This is a genomic window from Polynucleobacter sp., from assembly GCF_044342855.1.
Classification (GTDB): Bacteria; Pseudomonadota; Gammaproteobacteria; order Burkholderiales; family Burkholderiaceae; genus Polynucleobacter.
Genome location: NZ_JBIIPA010000021.1, coordinates 1 through 18,318, shown reverse-complemented (window position 1 = coordinate 18,318; position 18,318 = coordinate 1). Strand labels below are relative to the sequence as shown.

The following is an 18,318-nucleotide window of genomic DNA, read 5'->3' as shown; positions in this document are numbered from 1 at the left end:
CAATTAACAGGTGGAATATTTAGATAGGCACTGCACCATCTGAGCAAAGATGCGTGGGTTTGCACACATCACTTCACCGCTTTGCAAGAAGCCTTCTTCGCCACGGTAGTTGCCGATTAAACCACCGGCCTCAGTAATCAATAAGGCACCTGCAGCCATATCCCATGGCTTGAGATCGCTCTCAAAAAATCCATCGTAACGACCAGCTGCAACATACGCCAAATCGAGTGATGCGGCGCCAGGGCGACGAAGACCGGCACATTGACGCGACATGTCACCAAAGATTTTTAAATACTTTTCTAAGTCTTGATCTTCACGATATGGGAAGCCAGTGCCAAGCAAGGAATTAGCCAAACGATCTTGAGTGGCAACGCGCAAACGCCGACGATCTAAATACGCACCTGCACCGCGAGTAGCAGTAAAGAGTTCATCACGAGTTGGGTCATAGACCACCGCCTGCTGAGTTACACCATTCACAGCCAAGGCAATTGAAACTGCATATTGCGGGAAACCATGAATAAAGTTTGTTGTGCCATCCAATGGATCAATGATCCATACGTTTTCAGCATCTGTATTTTGAGCGCCAGTCTCTTCAGCTAAAAAGCCGTGAGTTGGATACGCCTCGCTAAGTGTTTCAATAATGGCTGCTTCAGCCTGTCTGTCCACCTCGGTTACAAAATCATTATGTTGCTTGCGGTCAACCTGGAGTCGCTCTAAATTCAGAGAAGCTCTATTAATCACGGTTCCGGCACGACGGGCAGCCTTAACGGCCACATTTAACATGGGATGCATAGTATTGATGGACAAATTAAATAAGAACAAGCTCACCAGATTGAAAACTGCATGACAATAAGGAGCTAACACCTGATTCTAAACGATTGCCCCTTTGAACTCCCAAGCCCTTAAAGAAATCTTTTCAATATGAATAGCGCACAGGCACAGCTCTTACGCTGGGTTCTAGTTGAAACCAGCCACCCTGGAAACGTAGGTTCGGCTGCTCGCGCACTCAAAACCATGGGGTTTAGTGATCTGCGCCTGATTTCACCAAAGATTCCAGGGGTTGCGGGAACACCCGAGGCTATTGCCTTAGCAAGCGGTGCCGGGGATATATTGGAATCCAGCCAGGAATCCCCTTCCCTAGAGTCCGCTGTTCAAGACTGTGGTCTGGTCTTGGGCTTGACTAGTCGTGATCGTGAATTTGGCCCACCAGCCATGAATTGGCAAGATGCTCGCCCCCTGATTCAGGCCGCCATAGCGGGCAATCAGCGGGTTGCGCTCCTGTTTGGCCCTGAACGGACTGGGCTAGATAACCATCATCTGTCCCTTTGTACACATCGTGTGTGGCTTGATGCCAACCCACTCTACCCCTCATTAAACCTAGCCCAAGCCATGATGGTTTGCGCCTTCACCCTTAGAGAATCCCTAGAAAAGGATGTTGCTCTTGAGTCCACAAACTCGAATAGCGAACAAGTAGATTATGCAGATCCAGCAGCTGTAGCCGCCATGCTAGAGCACTGGCGCGAAGGTCTCGAGGCTATTGGTTATCTTGACCCCGCCAATCCCAAGAAGCTCATGCCCCGCTTGCAAGCCCTCTTTGCTAGAGCTCGCCTCCACAAAGAAGAAATCGATCTTCTGCGTGGGATTGCCAAGCAGATGCTGTTGAGAAAATAAATTTAGCCTTTACCCGTTAAAATCGCTTTATGTTTAATTCGCTTTTCGACCAAGTCGACTCCATCATTGTTCGTGACCCTGCCGCTAGAAATCGCTTAGAGGTCATTACCTGCTATCCAGGTTTGCATGCTGTATGGATTCATCGGGCATCTCATGGTCTTTGGAACTTAGGCCTTAAGTGGATCGCGCGACTACTGTCGATGCTAGCCCGCTTTGTTACCGGTATTGAAATTCATCCTGGCGCAAAGATCGGTCGTCGAGTATTTTTAGATCACGGCCTAGGCATCGTCATTGGCGAGACCACAGAGATTGGTGATGATTGCACCATTTATCAAGGCGTCACTCTGGGTGGAACTTCGCTTTACAAAGGTGTGAAGCGTCACCCCACTTTAGGTAAAGGCGTTGTTATTAGCGCAGGCGCCAAAGTGCTCGGAGGCTTTAGCGTAGGTGATGGTGCACGCGTTGGATCCAATGCCGTCGTACTCAAAGAAATTCCTGCTGGAGCAACTGCAGTGGGGATTCCTGCGCGTATCTTGCATTCAGATTTACCGCAGGCAAGTACACCAGATAGCAAGGCCAAAGAATACTTCTCTGCTTATGGCGTAACACCCAATGTAGATGATCCAGTGTCTATGGCATTAAAAGGCTTGATCGACGCCACCCTTGAGCAAGAGGCCAAAATTGCGCTGTTGGAAAAGGCTCTAGCAAAACTGAGTAATACACCAGCATCGGATGCCAGCGAATCAAGCGACACCAAGCGTGACCTAGGCGCTTTAAAGGAATGGCTTAAAGAGTAGCTTCTTAATCCTAATGCAGAGTTGGTGATGAGCCGCCGGGATTTGAAACATCGCCTGCAAATTCAACATCACCATCATCGGAATCATCGGGCATTCCAAACGCAAATGCTTCGCCACCCTCAGGATGACGATTCTCAATCTCTTCATCAGTAGCAGCACGAATATCTTCCACCTGAACCCAGAATCGGAGCGCCATTCCAGCAAGCGGGTGATTCCCATCTAAAACCACTTGACTGTCAGCAACATCGGTAACCGTATAAATCAGAGGTTCATCATCTGCATCAGCAGTATCGCCCTCAGCTTCAGCATCAGGAACTCCCTCGAACTGCATGCCCACTTCCAAAGGCTCAGGAAATCGTGCGCGTGGCTCAATCTTTAATAACTCAGGATCATACTCACCAAAGGCCTCGCTTGGCTCCAGCTGGATACCGGCCTCATAGCCCACATCCCGACCATCTAATAAGGTTTCAATCTTGGGGAAAGTACCCTCATATCCACCATGCAGGTATACCATCGGAGAATCTGGTTCCTCGATAATATTGTTTTGCGCATCGGTTAATTTGTAGCGCAGGGATACAACGGTATTTTTTTCGATCTTCATGCGTAATTCATTCAACATTGTGTTTTAAACAGCTTTTTACTTATATGACTGCATTTTACTTGAGCAAGCCCTACGATCCGCCACAGGCACCCCAAAATCTCCCACTAGATCGCCCATGGGCCCTTCTGGGGGGCAATAGCCCACAGCAGTTCATGAAATCCTATTGGCATAAAAAGCCGCTTTTAGTCCGCGGCGCGATCCCTGCTTTTAAACTTGCTAAGCGCCAGGGCGAACCCTTGGGAAGCGCAATATCAGCGGAAGAATTATTCAAAATATCAAGCAATGACGCGGTTGAATCAAGATTAATCAAAGCAAAACCCTGGACCTTTACGGACGGTCCATTTAAAAAGAAATCGATCCCTTCACTGAACTCGCCAGACTGGACCTTACTACTTCAGGGAATGGAAGCACGACATCCTGCTGCAGCAAAAATTCTTTCTTGGTTTCGGTTTATTCCGGATGCACGCTTAGACGATTTGATGATCAGCATTGCCGGCCTTGGCGGCGGCGTTGGCCCGCACTATGATTCATATGATGTCTTTTTAATTCAGATGTCGGGACGCAGGCGTTGGCGTATTTCCGAGCAAAAAGATTTAAGCCTGAACCCCGATCTTCCATTAAAGATTTTGAAGCGCTTTCAAGTTGAGCACGAGTGGGATTTAGAGCCAGGCGATATGCTTTATCTGCCACCACATATTGCTCATGATGGGATTGCCTTGGATGCAGGTTGCCAGACTTGGTCGGTTGGATTCAGGGCTCAGAGCTACAAGGAAATATTGCAGGAAGGTTTATGGCGTTTAGCAGAATCTCTTGAAAATTTACCAGAGCTAGAAAAGCGCTTTGCCGACCCCAAGCAAACAGCAACCAGTCAGGCCGAGCAACTTCCAGAAGAGCTCATCAAACAAGTGGCGCAAAAATTAAACAACCTAAAACTGGACCGCATAGAGACTTTCCTGCCCGGAATTGCGGCCTATCTTAGCGAGCCAAAGCCCCAGGCCTTTTTTGACGGAACCGCACGGGAACTTTCGCCCAAAGAATTTGGGATTCAGCTAACCAAGCAAGCCTTGAAACCACACCCACAAACAAGGCTCTTGACCTTGGGCGCAAGGGTCTATTGCAACGGCGAAGATGTAACAACCGGGCAAACCGGGGCCACACAAAAGGCATGGCGCGCACTTGCTTCCAAGAAGCAATTTCAGGGCTCCATGGTCAAAATTGAGGAAAATGATAGCCTTTTTGAAGCATTTGAAGCTGGGTGGTTAGTTTTTTAACTTCGGAATCAGAGATGGCTATAATGTTTTCTGGAAAGTACCTAAGGGGTAACCCTGTACTTTCTAAGTATTAATAACCGGTTATTAATGATAATTTTTTAAGAGGAAGTTACAAATGAAGAAGTCACTCGCACTCGTAGCAATGTTGGCAATCGCTTTGGCCGCTTGCGGTAAAAAAGAAGAAGCAAAACCTGTAGAAGCTGCTCCTGCTGCTCCTGCAGCCGCTCCTGCTGCTGACGCTCCTGCTGCTGACGCTCCTACTGCTCCAGCTGCTGACGCTAAGAAGTAATCTTCTTCTCGAAGAAAAAAAGCCGCTGAAAAGCGGCTTTTTTATTGTTTATTATTTTGGAATCTAATTGACTATCGAGCCATCTGCTCCGTAAGCAAAGTCAGGAGCTGCAATCCAGCCGCAGTATTTTCTGGCTTACCGTCAGTATCTTGAACATAGATACTTGAAGAATTATCCCCGGTTGACTTAACAACTACAAGGTACTTCTTAGCCTTCAAGCTAGACTCGTCCTTGCTACTAAATAAATTGGGGAAGAATCCTTTAGTACCACCCAAATCCTTAGGGTTAACATAACGAACATAGTAAACACCGTTTGCACGATTGCGATCTTCAACAGTAAAGTTCGAGCGATCCAAAGCAAGCCCTGTATCACGCCATGCGCGATCAAAACCTGCAGCCATTTCAATGTGGGCAGTATTAAGGCCCTCTTGAACTAACTTTGCTTTTGGTGTCTTGGGGCCTAGTGGTGCCGCTACTTGAGCCTTGGCCATCTCTTGAGTCATGCCCAAGCGCTCCATCAGACGAGCCAACATTACAGCCTCTAACTCAGGATCATTTGGGCGGGCTGTCCAAATAGTAGAAATACAGCTGCCAGTACTATCAGTAGTACATTTTTCGATGGCGCCGCGTTGGGTGATGTAAACCTCAGTTTCACCTGGCTTACTCACCTCAAGACGTGTCTTGTACTTATCACGCTCACCGGTGTCATAGATTGAGTCTAAGGCGCCACCAATAATATTGCGAATAAAGTCCTGGGCAATTTTGGCACGATTCTCAGCCCAGTCAGTCTCCATGATGCCAGTTGACGGTGAGTCAATGACCAACAAGAAACCATTTTCCCGCCAGAAATCTTTAATCTGCGGATAGAGCTCCGGAGCTGGCTTTTCCACTACCAGCCAACGACGCTCTCCATCACGAGCGATACGCATACCAGGTATACCGGTCATTACATTCTTACGTGTTTGTACAGATTTTTTCACTGTGGCATTGTATTCGGACATGGTGGCAGAACCATCCTGAACGATATAGCGGCGATCAGCTTGTGCAGTAATGAGGTCTGGTGGATAAGACAAATTAGGTCCACGAACTGCACCAGCGGACTTGTAATCAACAGTGTCATTGGTTGCAACAGATTTGCAGCCAAGCAAAGAAGCGCTTGCTAAAGAAATCATCAATAGAGTTGCGCAATGTTGGCGCAAGATTTGCATCAAATTCATCATAGTAAGCCAACCTGTTTCATTGCAGTCTTCAAAGGTTCCCGCAAAGCAACGCTTAAAGGGGTTAAAGGTAAACGAATTCCAGCTGTGACTTTGCCCATCTCATGCAGAGCCCATTTCACAGGAATTGGATTTGCCTCAGTAAACATGGCTTTATGAACAGCCAGTAATTGATATTGAATTGCGCGTGTTCTAACTATATCGTCAGACATCGCAGCCTGACAGAGTTCATGCATCAAACGTGGCGCGATATTTGCAGTCACAGAAATATTGCCTTTACCACCCATGAGCATGAGCATTGAAGCACTGAGATCATCACCCGAGAATACAGAGAAGTCTTGATGGCCAGCGTGCTTGAGATCGGCTAATAATAAAGTGCCGCGCTCAATGCTTCCGGTAGCATCTTTAATGCCGATGATTCCAGGAACACCTGCTAGGCGCACAGTAGTTTCGCCTGCAAGATCAGCAACCGTTCTACCTGGAACGTTGTACAGAATCACAGGCAAGTCGACTGATTCAGCAATTTTTTTGAAGTGGACGTACATGCCCTCTTGCGTTGGTTTGTTGTAGTAAGGAACAACCTGGAGGCTTGCATCAGCACCAACAGATTTAGCAAACTGAGTTAACTCAATTGCCTCCGTAGTTGAATTACCACCCGTGCCGGCAACGACTGGAATACGCCCAGCTATGTGTTCGACCGTCGTCTTAATGAGCTCACAATGCTCTTCAACCGACACAGTAGGGGATTCACCGCTCGTACCAACAATGACGATGCCATCCGAACCTTCGGCAACATGCCAATCTAATAGTGAACGTAAGGCTGGAAAATCCAGACTTCCATCCTCAAACATTGGCGTCACAATGGCAGGCATACTGCCTGCGATAGGTTTTTTACTAGCTTTGGATTGTGTTGTATTAGTCACTGAATGTGTCTGAATTATCTGAATGTTAACCACCAAATTGTAACGGAATGCACCCTTTTAAATGGCCTTTTACGGCACAAATCCGCTGAACCATGGCTGGTTTAGCTTGGTCGAGGTAAATATCCTCATAAGCAATCACTTTCAAGCCCGATCGGCCTGCCAAAGCAAGCAGTTCGCCCGGTTTTAACAAGAAATCGGGGTTGGAAGGCTTGCCAAATTGAGCATTCCCATCTGCAAAGGTTTCATAGATTAGGACGCCGTCCTCGCAGAGCATTTTGGGCAATTCATCTAAAAATGGGCGGTAAAGGTAATTCGTGACCACAATCCCTGAAAAATTCTTGCCTAGCAAGGGCCAATCAGAGCTCTCAAGATCGAGCTCTTGAGTTTGAACGAGGTCATTTTTCAGGGAGCCTAAAGCAGAAATGTCTTGGTCAATAGCCAAAACATTCTGGCCCTGAGATGCCAGCAAAACAGAATGCCTGCCTGCCCCACAAGCTAGATCCAGAACCACCCCACCCTTTGGAATGGTTGGAGCAAAACGCCTTACCCAAGGAGAGGCATCTGTAATGACATCATGCGTTGAACTCAAAGGGCGGCCTTAGTCGTACGCTAAGCCCATTGACTCTCGGACCTCGCGCATAGTTTCCTGGGCAACCTTACGCGCCTTATCGGAACCGTCCGCAATGATGGATCGTAATAAGCTAGGATCGTCTAGGTACTTTTGAGCACGTTCGAACATTGGCTGCTGCTCGGCAAGAATGGCATCAATTACAGGTTGCTTGCACTCCAAACATCCAATGCCTGCGGACTGACATTCTTTTTGAACCCAAGTCTTAGTATCTTCATTGGAATAGACAGTATGCAGCTGCCATACAGGACAGCGCGCAGGATCACCTGGATCAGTTCTGCGTACTCGCGCAGGATCGGTAGGCATTGTTCTGATCTTCTTGATTACATCCTCAGGATTTTCACGAATGCTAATCGTGTTCCCGTAAGACTTAGACATTTTCTGCCCATCAATACCAGGCATACGTGATGAAGTTGTCAGCAAGGCTTGTGGCTCAGGAAGAATAATTTTGCGAGCACCTTCCAAGAAACCGAACAGTCTTTCACGGTCGGCCATCGAGAGACTTTGCGCCTCTTGCAGCAAAGCCTTAGCCTGCTCTAAGGCCTCATCATCGCCCCGCTCCTGAAATGCAACACGTAATTCAGCGTACATCTTCGCGCGCTTACTGCCTAATTTTTTAACTGCCTCTAGCGCCTTCTCTTCAAAGCCAGGCTCACGACCATAAAGATAGTTAAAGCGGCGCGCTACTTCACGCGTCATCTCTACGTGAGGGACTTGATCTTCACCAACCGGTACAAATTGTGCGCGATACATAAGAATGTCGGCAGCCTGTAGCAAAGGGTAACCCAAGAACCCGTAGGTCTGCAAATCTTTTTCTTTGAGTTTTTCGATTTGATCTTTATACGTTGGCACACGTTCCAACCATCCCAAAGGCGTACCCATGGACAGCAACAAAAATAGCTCTGCATGCTCAGGCACTTTGCTCTGAATGAATAAGGTAACTTGGTTTGGATCAACACCACAAGCCAACCAGTCAATCACCATGTCCCATACAGATTGCTCAATCACCTCCGGAGTTTCATAGTGGGTCGTTAAGGCATGCCAGTCTGCTACAAAAAAGTAGCAGGGATACTCAGACTGCAAGCGAACCCAATTCTTTAAAACGCCATGGTAATGGCCGAGATGCAAGCTACCGGTTGGTCGCATGCCAGAGAGAACGCGTTCTGCAAACATCTTGATCTTTATTCTTTAAAGGTAATTAAAACTAGTTAAGCAAATAGGAGAAATCAGTTATTGAAATAGTGACCATACCGGGGTTAAGTGGTCTGGCAAATGCGGCAAAGTGCCTAGATCAATATAACTCTCTTCTGGGTCATGAAAATCAGAACCTCGAGAAGCTAAAAAACCATAATGCTGAGCAATCTTGCTATAGGTTTGGTATTGATTTGGGCTATGACTTCCGGTAATCACCTCAATGGCCATGCCGCCGATTTCTTTGAAGTGCTTGTAGAGCTCATCCATCTGCATGGAACTCAGCTTGTAACGCCCTGGATGTGCAATCACGGCAACCCCGCCCGCCCCTTTAACCCAAGCAACAGCATCATCTAGTTTTGCCCAGAGGTGCGGCACATAACCCGGCTTATCTTCAACGAGGTATTTTTTAAAAACTTGATCTGTATCACGACAGACACCCTGCTCCACCAAAAAACGTGCAAAGTGTGTACGAGAAACCAGCTCGAGATTTCCAGCAAAGTGCATTGCACCTTCATAGGCGCCAGGTATGCCGGCCTTTAATAACTGATCCGCCATCTGCTTAGCCCGATTGCCACGGCCCTCGCGAGTGCGGCGTAAGCCCTCCAAGATTCCCGCATGTGTAGCATCAATTCCTAAGCCGATAATATGAATAGTCTGACCCATCCAGGTCACAGAAATCTCGACTCCAGAAAGATAGCCCATGCCAAGTGAACTTGCCGCAGCCCGAGCTCTCTGCTGGCCACCCAATTCATCATGATCGGTTAAAGCCCACAAACGAACACCATTCGCATAGGCGCGCTCAGCCAACTGCTCAGGCGTTAAGGTTCCATCAGAAACAACGGAGTGGCAGTGTAAATCTGCGTTTAGGCTGGAATTACTGGTCATGACCCTATTTTAGGTCAAGCTGGTATCAATTACCCGGCGTGGTGCATCTAGGTAATCACGGGATTGCATCTCGATCAAGCGAGAAACCGTTCTAGAGAACTCGCTGGTAATTTGACCCTCGGTGTACAGATCCACCGCAGGAACCTCTGCAGAGATGATTAATTTGATTTTATGGTCGTATAAGACGTCAATGAGCCAAATAAAGCGACGGGCTTCATTAGTCATCCTAGGGGGCATATAAGGTACGCCGGATAGGATCACTGTATGAAACTGATTGGCAATCTCCAAATAGTCGTTTTGAGACCTTGGGCCACCGCATAGCATTTGAAAATCAAACCAGACCACTCCTTCGGCCATGTGCAGAGGTCTTAGCTCTCGAGATTCAATCCGTAAAACTGGGCGGACGGTTTCTTTTTGGTTACCTATCAGGGTCTGAAACATTTGCATCAGGGTTGCATGAGTTTCAGCATTAACCGGTGTGAGATAAGCCTCAACTTGCGCCATCTGGACGCGACGATAGTCATTACCCGCGTCAACGTTCATAACGTCTAGCTTTTCTTCCAGAAGCTTAATGGCCGGCAATAAGCGATCTCGATGCAAGCCATTGGGATAGAGCTGACTTGGCTGATAGTTTGATGTCATAACGAATTGGACGCGATCCACAAATAACGCGCTCAGTAAGCGATACAAAATCATGGCATCTGCGATGTCATTGATGTGAAACTCATCAAAACAAATCAGTCGATAGCGCTTGGCAATTCTTTTGGACAGCTCATCCAATGGATCAGACAAGCCAGAAAGCTCATGCAACTCGCGATGCACTTCTCGCATGAACTCATGAAAATGAATGCGGATCTTTTTTTCTAAGGGCGAAGCCACAAAAAAGCAATCCATCAGAAAAGATTTGCCGCGACCTACTCCACCCCACAGGTAAACACCACGGGGAAGTTTTGGTTTAAACAGTTTCTTTTTTAAGCTGCTACTGCGGATTTCTTTATAAGCAATCCACTCATCTTCACAGCGCTGCAAGCGCTCAATGGCAGCAAGCTGCGCGGGATCACTTTGATACCCGCGCGCCTTTAACTCTTGATGGTAATACTCTAATGCTTTCAATTACATGTTTAATGCACGTTTATCCGTCGCTAACGCTGCTTCGCGAACCACTTCCGACAAGCTTGGATGTGGGTGACAGATACGAGCAATATCTTCAGCTGCCGCTTTAAATTCCATTGCAACAGCAGCTTCGGCAATTAAATCAGAAGCATTAGGTCCAATAATATGAACACCTAAGATTTCATCGGTTTTTTCATCGGCTAAAACTTTTACAAAACCATCGGCACGATCCATGCCTAATGCACGACCGTTAGCAGCAAATGGGAACTGACCTGCTTTGTAAGCAATACCAGCCTGTTTGAGCTGCTCTTCGGTTTTACCAACCCAAGCAATTTCTGGATCGGTATAGATAACCCAAGGGATGCAGTTGTAATCAATATGCGGCTTTTGACCAGCGATAGTTTCAGCAACGAGCACGCCTTCATCTTCAGCTTTATGCGCCAACATAGGTCCACGAACAACGTCACCCACGGCGTAGACACCAGGAGCTGATGTTGCACAAGTATGATCATCTATTGGAATAAAGCCACGCTCATCCACTTTGAGACCAATCTTATCGAGGCCTAATTTTTCAGTATTGGGAACGCGACCAACAGAAACGATCAAGCGGTCGCACTCTAACTTCTGAGCCTTGCCTTCGCTGTCGGTGTAGTTAACAACAACACCTTTTTTGTCGGCTTTAACTTCACCAATCTTGACGCCCATATTGATTTTGAGGCCTTGCTTCGTGAAGATCTTTTGCGCTTCTTTTGCAATACCCTGATCACAAGCACCCAAGAAAGTTGGGAGCGCTTCAAGAATAGTGACATCCGAACCAACACGGCGCCAAACTGAACCTAACTCCAAGCCGATTACACCTGCGCCAATAACGCCCAACTTCTTTGGAATGGAATCAAACTTCAGGCCACCTTCGTTATCGCTAATCAACACATTATCGACAGGAATGCCCGGCAAATGACGCGCCTTAGAACCCGTAGCAATGATCACATTTTTAGCAGTCACCACTTCTTTGTCTTTACCGTCAATCTTGACTTGATACCCATCAGCGCTCTTGCCTTCAAAAGAAGCATGCCCTTTTAACAAAGTAATTTTGTTTTTACGGAACAAGAACTGAATACCAGCAGTCATCTTTGTCACAATCGCATCCTTACGAGCGATCATCTTGCCGGAGTCGAGCTTCACTGATCCTACGGTGATTCCATGGTCGGCAACGTGATGACTTATCTTCTCAAATTCTTCAGAAGAGGCAAGCAAAGCTTTGGAAGGAATACAACCGACGTTCAAGCAGGTCCCGCCTAAGCGAATCTCGCCTTTTGGATCGTCATAAGCATTCGATTCGGCGCAAGCAACTTTAAAACCCAGTTGGGCTGCACGGATTGCGGCGATGTAGCCACCAGGGCCACCGCCGATAACTAATACATCAAATGATTGGCTCATGTTCTTCTCTCTTACAAATCAAGGAGAAGACGTGAAGGATCTTCCAACGCATCCTTCATGGCTACCAAACCAAGCACTGCCTCACGACCGTCAATGATGCGATGGTCATATGACAAAGCTAAGTAGTTAATCGGACGAATCACGATTTGACCATTCTCAACCACTGCACGCTCTTTAGTTGCATGAATACCCAAGATTGCAGACTGTGGAGGATTAATAATTGGAGTAGAAAGCATGGAGCCAAATACGCCGCCATTAGAGATAGAGAATGTACCGCCAGTTAAATCTTCTAATGACAACTTACCTTCGCGCGCCTTGACGCCGAACTCTGCAATCTTCTTCTCGATATCAGCCAAATTCATTTGGTCAACGTCACGGAGAATTGGAACAACCAAGCCGCGTGGTGAACTTACGGCAATACCAATATCAAAGTAACCGTGGTACACGATATCGTTGCCATCAACAGATGCATTCAACAATGGGAATTTCTTCAGCGCATGAGTGGCAGCTTTTACGAAGAACGACATGAAACCCAACTTCACACCGTGAACTTTTTCAAACTGATCTTTGTACTTGTTACGCATAGCGATTACTGGGGCCATGTTGACTTCATTGAAGGTAGTCAAGATGGCATTGTTTGCCTGTGACTCAAGCAAACGCTCAGCAATACGAGCACGCAAACGGCTCATTGGTACGCGCTCTTCTGGGCGATCACCAGTTGGAATTGGCGCGCTTGGTAAAGCAGCAGAAGTTGAGCCGCCAGCTAATGCATTAAGTGCGTCACCCTTGGTAACACGACCGTCGCGACCAGAGCCAGCAACTTGACCAGCACTAATATTGTTTTCAGCAAGAATTTTTGCCGCTGATGGTGCAGCAGCTGCGCCGGACGACTTAGCGGCTGGTGCAGCTTTAGCAGGTGCAGCGGCTGGAGCTGCCGCAGGTGCCGGAGCAGCAGCTCCAGCTGCAGGAGCAGAAGTAGCAACAGCTGTGCTATCAATCTTTGCAATCAATTGCTCAGCAATAACAGTACCACCGTCAGCAACCACGATCTCTGTAATGACGCCGGCAGATGGTGCTGGAACCTCTAGCACCACTTTGTCAGTTTCGATTTCAATCAAGATCTCATCTTGACCGACGGCGTCGCCGACTTTCTTTTTCCATTGCAACAAAGTAGCTTCTGCTACTGACTCGGAGAGTTGGGGAACTTTAACTTCAAAAATAGCCATGATTAATCCTATTTAGTGTTTGTATATTGAGTGACGTCTACGATTACTTCGTAATGACATAACCCTTTAGTTTTGCGAATGCTGCAGCAAGAAGAGACTTCTGTTGTTCTTGATGAAGATGGGCATATCCACAAGCAGGTGAAGCAGATGCTGGACGACCTGCGTATGCCAACTTTGCACCTTCAGACATGTTCTCCAGAATATTGTGCTGAACAAAGAACCAAGCGCCTTGGTTTTGCGGCTCATCTTGACACCACACAACCTCTTGCAGGTTCGGATACTTCTTCAATTCAGCAGTCAATGCTTTGTGCGGGAACGGATACAACTGCTCCAAGCGAATAATGGCAACATCATCTATTTTCTTCTCAGAACGTGTTTTTGCTAAGTCGTAATAGACCTTACCGGAACACATCACCAAACGAGTTACCTTCTTGCCATCAATAGACTCATCACGTTCAGGCAAGATGGTTTGGAAACCGCCCTTTGTGAATTCAGTTAATGGTGAGGCAGCTTCTTTATTACGCAGCAATGACTTTGGTGTCATCAAGATCAGCGGTTTGCGGAACTGACGGATCATTTGACGGCGCAATACGTGGAAGATTTGCGCTGCAGTGGTAGGCTGAATGACCTGCATATTAGTATCAGCACATAACTGCATAAAGCGCTCTAAACGCGCAGATGAATGCTCTGGTCCCTGACCTTCATAACCGTGAGGCAACATCATGACGAGGCCATTAGCACGACCCCACTTCACCTCGCCTGATGCGATAAATTGATCAATCACTACTTGAGCACCGTTCGCAAAGTCGCCGAACTGTGCTTCCCAGATAGTTAAGGTATTTGGCTCAGCAGCGGCATAGCCATACTCAAAACCAAGAACAGCCTCTTCAGAAAGAATGGAGTCAATCACCAAGAATGGAGCTTGATCTTTTGCAACATGCTGAAGTGCAATATAAGTGCCGGTATCCCATTTCTCGCGATTCTGGTTATGCAGTACTGAATGACGGTGCGTGAAAGTACCTCGACCGCTATCCTCGCCGGACAAACGCACTGGATATCCACTAGCCACTAGGGATGCAAAAGCCATATGCTCACCCATGCCCCAATCGATATTGGCTTCGCCACGACCCATCGCTGCACGATCACGGTAAACCTTCTCGACCAATGGATGCGCCTTGAAATCCTCGGGAATAGTAGAGATCTTTTCAGCTAAACGCTTCCACTCTGTCAATGGAATAGCTGTATCAGCCTCATCGGTCCATTTCTTATTTAAGAAAGGAGACCAATCTACAGCGAACTTACCTTTAAAGTTGCTTAATACTGGATCTGAAGTCTGCTTACCGGCATCCATTGCGGCGCGGTATTCTTTAACCATCAAATCACCAGTGCCCGCTGGCAATACACCCTGCGCTTCTAACTTATCAGCATAGTACTTACGTGTCCCAGGGTGGGCGGCAATAATTTTGTACATCAATGGCTGAGTCATCGCGGGCGTATCTTGCTCGTTATGACCAAGCTTTCTGAAGCAAACAATATCAATTGCAACGTCTTTATGGAACTGGCTACGGAATTCAACAGCCAATTTGGTAGCCAAGACAACTGCCTCTGGATCATCGCCGTTCACATGCAGCACAGGTGCATCGATCACTTTCATGATGTCGGTGCAATACAAGCTAGAACGTAAATCGCGCGGATCAGATGTAGTAAAACCAATCTGATTGTTAATAACAATGTGAATTGTTCCGCCAGTGGAATAACCGCGAACCTCGGCCATTGCCAAAGTTTCTTGCATGACACCCTGACCAGCAATCGCCGCGTCGCCGTGAACCAACACTGGCATAACCTGCTCGCCCAATAGATCACCGCGGCGCTCCATGCGAGCACGAGCTGAACCTTCTACTACAGGGTTCACGATTTCTAAATGGGATGGGTTGAATGCGAGTGACAAGTGCACTGGACCAGCTGGAGTAGAAATATCACTTGAGAAACCTTGGTGATACTTCACGTCACCAGCAGGAAGTGTTTCTGGACCCTTATGCTCAAACTCAGCAAATAAATCTGTAGGCATCTTGCCTAGAGTATTTACAAGCACGTTTAAACGACCGCGGTGGGCCATACCAATCACGATTTCTTGAACACCTTTAGCGCCCGCCTCACGGATCAACTCATCCATACAGGCAATGAAGCTTTCACCACCCTCAAGCGAGAAACGCTTTTGACCAACGTACTTCGCCTGGAGGTAGCGCTCCAAACCTTCTGCCGCAGTAACGCGATCTAAGATATGACGCTTCTCGTCAACGTTAAAGTGTGGCGTTGAGCGAATGGACTCTAATTTCTCTTGCCACCATTTTTTAATCTTCTGGTCAGCAATAAACATGTACTCAGCACCAAGAGTGCCGCAATAGGTTTCACGCAAAGCCTGCAATAAATCCCGCAGGGACATATCTGCCTTGCCAAAGAAAGTATTGCTGGTGTTGAAGACGATATCCATATCGCCGTCAGTAAAGCCATAGAAAGCGGGGTCTAACTCAGGAATATCCGGGCGCTCTGTGCGCTTCAACGGATCAATATCTGCCCAGCGATTACCAACGTTACGATACGCTGCAATCAACTGCTGAACAGCTACACGCTTGCGGCCCATGGCAGAGTCAGCTGAATCAGACACCGTACGAATTGGGCCCTGCTTTGCGCGCTCTGCAAAGGAAGCAACAATAGGTCCATGGGCAATATCAGCTCTAGATGAACCATCGACCGCTGGAATTTGCTTCACATTATCAAAATAGTCTCGCCAATGATCAGCTACAGAAGCTGGATCGTGCAAGTAGGATTCGTAGAGTTCCTCTACGTAGGGTGCGTTACCGCCGAAGAGATGGGAATTATCTCTTTGATGCTGCATCATGATGCTCACCTTTCATCGGGTTTCCCGAATAAAAACTGTGGTTAAAACCATTGGCTCTACGGCTAAACCGCTTTGCGAATTGATCTGTGCGAATACTCTTACAACGATGCTAATTTAACACGATTACCCATTGATTCATAAAGGGCTTTCCCTGATCTAGGGGTTCTCAGGGGTATTTCCCTATTTTGCCCTCGAATAAGAATTTTCCTACTCTGATTTAAGCTGCTCCTGACAGATTCCCTTGGATTTGATTCGTATTCTCTAAATCTTCAAATGAATTAATGAGATTAAGGATATATGAAAGAAATTACCCCGGAATTGGAATATCTAAGCACTCGTCAAAGCGCGAAAGTATTACAAGTATCACTTGGTACCGTTCAGAAAATGGTTGAATTAGGTGAATTAATCGCCTGGAAGACGCGCGGTGGTCACCGCCGTATCCTGGCAAGCTCCTTAGATCAACAACTTGCTCGTCGCAAAAAAGCTATGAGGCAAAAAACAACCCAAAACTGCATTGCCATGGGGATATTCAGGAGAATTGAAAATAGCCATGAATTAATCGAATACATTCAATGCTGGCAGTTAAAGGTGGATATGGAAGTAGCAGTAGACAGCCTAGAGGGCCTCATGAAGGCGGTATCGATGTCCCCTGATTTGATATTTCTCGATGCCCTCATTCCGCCAGTTGAGCAGGTTCATTTGATCCATTATCTAAGTAAAAACAAGGACACACAGCGTATTCCTATTTTAGTGGATGAGGAATTTATACGCCTTCATCCCGGAGTGATGGGCTTAGCAGATGAAAATACAGTTGGAGTGAGGCCCCAATACCCAGAAGTCCTCCAGGAAGATCTTGAAAATGGCTTAATTGATCAAAATCCCCTCATTATTGGCTACCCAGCCACCAATCCAGAGCTTAAGGCTGCGTTGGGAGATAGAAACCGCCACGAACTATTGGAGCCTATATTTATCCAAGCTCTCAATCGAAAGTGTGCTTGAGGCCTTGGGCCCGATACGCTAAAGTTAAAGGCCACTCAATTTGCACTGAGCGGCCTTTTTAAATATTAAATCTATTTAAATCAGTATCTTAGATCAAGAAGCTACTACGGTCTCTACCCTCAATCCATTTTGGAGCCTTACCGCGACCAGTCCAAGTATCACCGGTAGATGGATTGCGGTACTTTGGCGCAACCTTGCCACTAGAGCTACGAGCACCAGCTTTACGGCCAAACAAGTCTGATGCTGTTAAATCGTATTGCTCAATGATGAGCTTGGCTTTAGCGATGCCATCAGCCTTTTCGCGCAAAACGACCTCTTTAATCTGTTTATCCAACAATTCACGTTGGGCTAAAAGCTCTTTATAGGAAGACATGTATTAATTTCTCCGAATATTAATTTTATGGAATAACTTAGGATTAGCTATTCATGAATAGTCATTATATACACATATTAATAAATCGAAATATATATTCAATAATACTAATAACCATTTAGAAATAAGCGTATTAGAGTATTTATGGTTTAATAATTAACATAATCATTATAAATACTATATTTAGTATAAATATATAAACCCTATCTCCCGGGCATAAATGTACCGCTGGATTTAGCAGTAACCTCACCAGCCTCATTAAAAACCACAGCTTGAACCGCCCCGACTTTCATAGAGGCCATTTGGTTTAAGTAAGGTCGATATTCTGACCCATCTTGCTTTGCTGCTGTTGGCACTGCTTTTGCTGCTGGTAATAGTATGCTGCATATTCTGCTGGAGGAACATATCCAATGGGCTCTAAGCGTCTTTGGTTGTTAAACCAAGAGACCCATTCCAAGGTAGCTAGCTCCACTGATTCTCTGGTTTTCCAAGGCCCACGGCGATGGATGACTTCTGCCTTGTATAGGCCATTGATGGTTTCAGCTATGGCGTTGTCATAGCTGTCACCCTTGCTGCCCACCGAAGGCGCAATGCCAGCCAAGGCCAACCGTTCCGTATAGCAAATAGAGACATATTGCGATCCTCTATCGCTGTGATGGATCAGACTGCCATCCTTATCTGGCTGCCTTGCATGCAGCGCCTGTTCTAGTGCATCAAGAACAAAATTGCTGGCCATGGATCTACTCACCCGCCAACCAACAATGTATCTGGCATAAACATCAATCACAAAAGCCA

At 46.8% G+C, this 18,318-nt stretch carries 18 protein-coding genes; 5 read left to right on the top strand and 13 right to left on the bottom strand.

Features of this window, described 5'->3' with window-relative positions:
* Positions 1–3 precede the first annotated feature (3 nt).
* Complete coding sequence (locus tag ACIQZ3_RS07805) at positions 4–792, bottom strand: inositol monophosphatase family protein (protein WP_397391939.1); 789 nt, start codon at positions 790–792, stop codon at positions 4–6.
* A 129-nt stretch (positions 793–921) separates the two neighbouring features.
* On the opposite strand from ACIQZ3_RS07805, the gene ACIQZ3_RS07800 reads away from it, so the two are divergent.
* Together ACIQZ3_RS07800 and cysE are read left to right on the top strand one after the other, a co-directional pair.
* The gene (locus tag ACIQZ3_RS07800) at positions 922–1,671 is read left to right on the top strand and encodes an RNA methyltransferase (protein WP_397391937.1); all 750 of its coding nucleotides are present in this window, start codon (positions 922–924) and stop codon (positions 1,669–1,671) included.
* 29 nt (positions 1,672–1,700) lie between these two features.
* Positions 1,701–2,468: a serine O-acetyltransferase gene (cysE, locus tag ACIQZ3_RS07795; RefSeq protein WP_397391935.1), complete on the top strand. Its 768-nt coding sequence runs from the start codon at positions 1,701–1,703 to the stop codon at positions 2,466–2,468.
* Positions 2,469–2,478: 10 nt separating this feature from the next.
* Here cysE and ACIQZ3_RS07790 read toward each other — a convergent pair whose 3' ends face one another.
* Positions 2,479–3,069, bottom strand: coding sequence for a peptidylprolyl isomerase (locus ACIQZ3_RS07790; RefSeq protein WP_397391933.1), 591 nt, complete (start codon positions 3,067–3,069; stop codon positions 2,479–2,481).
* A 44-nt stretch (positions 3,070–3,113) separates the two neighbouring features.
* Between ACIQZ3_RS07790 and ACIQZ3_RS07785 the strand changes: the two genes are divergently transcribed.
* Both ACIQZ3_RS07785 and ACIQZ3_RS07780 read left to right on the top strand, forming a co-directional pair.
* Positions 3,114–4,340: a cupin domain-containing protein gene (locus ACIQZ3_RS07785; protein WP_397391931.1), complete on the top strand. Its 1,227-nt coding sequence runs from the start codon at positions 3,114–3,116 to the stop codon at positions 4,338–4,340.
* Between the two features lie 115 nt (positions 4,341–4,455).
* Positions 4,456–4,629 carry a hypothetical protein gene (locus ACIQZ3_RS07780; protein WP_397391929.1) on the top strand — a complete coding sequence of 58 codons (174 nt, stop codon included), beginning with the start codon at positions 4,456–4,458 and terminating at the stop codon, positions 4,627–4,629.
* A 71-nt stretch (positions 4,630–4,700) separates the two neighbouring features.
* Here ACIQZ3_RS07780 and bamC read toward each other — a convergent pair whose 3' ends face one another.
* The 9 genes from bamC to ACIQZ3_RS07735 all read right to left on the bottom strand — a co-directional run bounded on the left by bamC (position 4,701) and on the right by ACIQZ3_RS07735 (position 16,151).
* Positions 4,701–5,846: an outer membrane protein assembly factor BamC gene (gene bamC / locus ACIQZ3_RS07775; RefSeq protein ID WP_397391927.1), complete on the bottom strand. Its 1,146-nt coding sequence runs from the start codon at positions 5,844–5,846 to the stop codon at positions 4,701–4,703.
* Complete coding sequence (gene dapA / locus ACIQZ3_RS07770) at positions 5,846–6,718, bottom strand: 4-hydroxy-tetrahydrodipicolinate synthase (RefSeq protein ID WP_397391983.1); 873 nt, start codon at positions 6,716–6,718, stop codon at positions 5,846–5,848. The genes bamC and dapA overlap by 1 nt, the downstream gene beginning before the upstream one ends.
* 76 nt (positions 6,719–6,794) lie before the next feature.
* Complete coding sequence (locus ACIQZ3_RS07765; protein ID WP_397391925.1) at positions 6,795–7,358, bottom strand: class I SAM-dependent methyltransferase; 564 nt, start codon at positions 7,356–7,358, stop codon at positions 6,795–6,797.
* 9 nt (positions 7,359–7,367) lie between these two features.
* Positions 7,368–8,570 carry a tryptophan--tRNA ligase gene (locus ACIQZ3_RS07760; protein ID WP_397391923.1) on the bottom strand — a complete coding sequence of 401 codons (1,203 nt, stop codon included), beginning with the start codon at positions 8,568–8,570 and terminating at the stop codon, positions 7,368–7,370.
* Between the two features lie 57 nt (positions 8,571–8,627).
* Complete coding sequence (locus ACIQZ3_RS07755; RefSeq protein ID WP_397391921.1) at positions 8,628–9,476, bottom strand: 3',5'-nucleoside bisphosphate phosphatase; 849 nt, start codon at positions 9,474–9,476, stop codon at positions 8,628–8,630.
* Between the two features lie 9 nt (positions 9,477–9,485).
* Positions 9,486–10,589: a cell division protein ZapE gene (gene zapE / locus ACIQZ3_RS07750; protein WP_397391919.1), complete on the bottom strand. Its 1,104-nt coding sequence runs from the start codon at positions 10,587–10,589 to the stop codon at positions 9,486–9,488.
* Positions 10,590–12,026, bottom strand: coding sequence for a dihydrolipoyl dehydrogenase (lpdA, locus tag ACIQZ3_RS07745; protein WP_397391917.1), 1,437 nt, complete (start codon positions 12,024–12,026; stop codon positions 10,590–10,592). It abuts the gene before it with no gap.
* Between the two features lie 11 nt (positions 12,027–12,037).
* Positions 12,038–13,252, bottom strand: a complete 1,215-nt coding sequence (gene odhB / locus ACIQZ3_RS07740; protein WP_397391915.1) for a 2-oxoglutarate dehydrogenase complex dihydrolipoyllysine-residue succinyltransferase — start codon at positions 13,250–13,252, stop codon at positions 12,038–12,040.
* A gap of 43 nt (positions 13,253–13,295) precedes the next feature.
* On the bottom strand, positions 13,296–16,151 hold the full coding sequence (locus ACIQZ3_RS07735; protein WP_397391913.1) for a 2-oxoglutarate dehydrogenase E1 component: 2,856 nt from the start codon (positions 16,149–16,151) through the stop codon (positions 13,296–13,298).
* A gap of 297 nt (positions 16,152–16,448) precedes the next feature.
* Here ACIQZ3_RS07735 and ACIQZ3_RS07730 point away from each other — a divergent pair, with 297 nt between their 5' ends.
* Positions 16,449–17,150, top strand: a complete 702-nt coding sequence (locus ACIQZ3_RS07730) for an excisionase family DNA-binding protein (RefSeq protein WP_397391911.1) — start codon at positions 16,449–16,451, stop codon at positions 17,148–17,150.
* Between the two features lie 88 nt (positions 17,151–17,238).
* Here ACIQZ3_RS07730 and ACIQZ3_RS07725 read toward each other — a convergent pair whose 3' ends face one another.
* Both ACIQZ3_RS07725 and ACIQZ3_RS07720 read right to left on the bottom strand, forming a co-directional pair.
* Positions 17,239–17,523 (bottom strand): H-NS family nucleoid-associated regulatory protein, encoded by a 285-nt coding sequence (locus tag ACIQZ3_RS07725; protein WP_397391909.1) that lies wholly within the window; start codon positions 17,521–17,523, stop codon positions 17,239–17,241.
* 307 nt (positions 17,524–17,830) lie between these two features.
* Positions 17,831–18,318: DDE-type integrase/transposase/recombinase (locus ACIQZ3_RS07720; RefSeq protein WP_397391908.1), on the bottom strand; the 488-nt coding region annotated here is incomplete at its 5' end.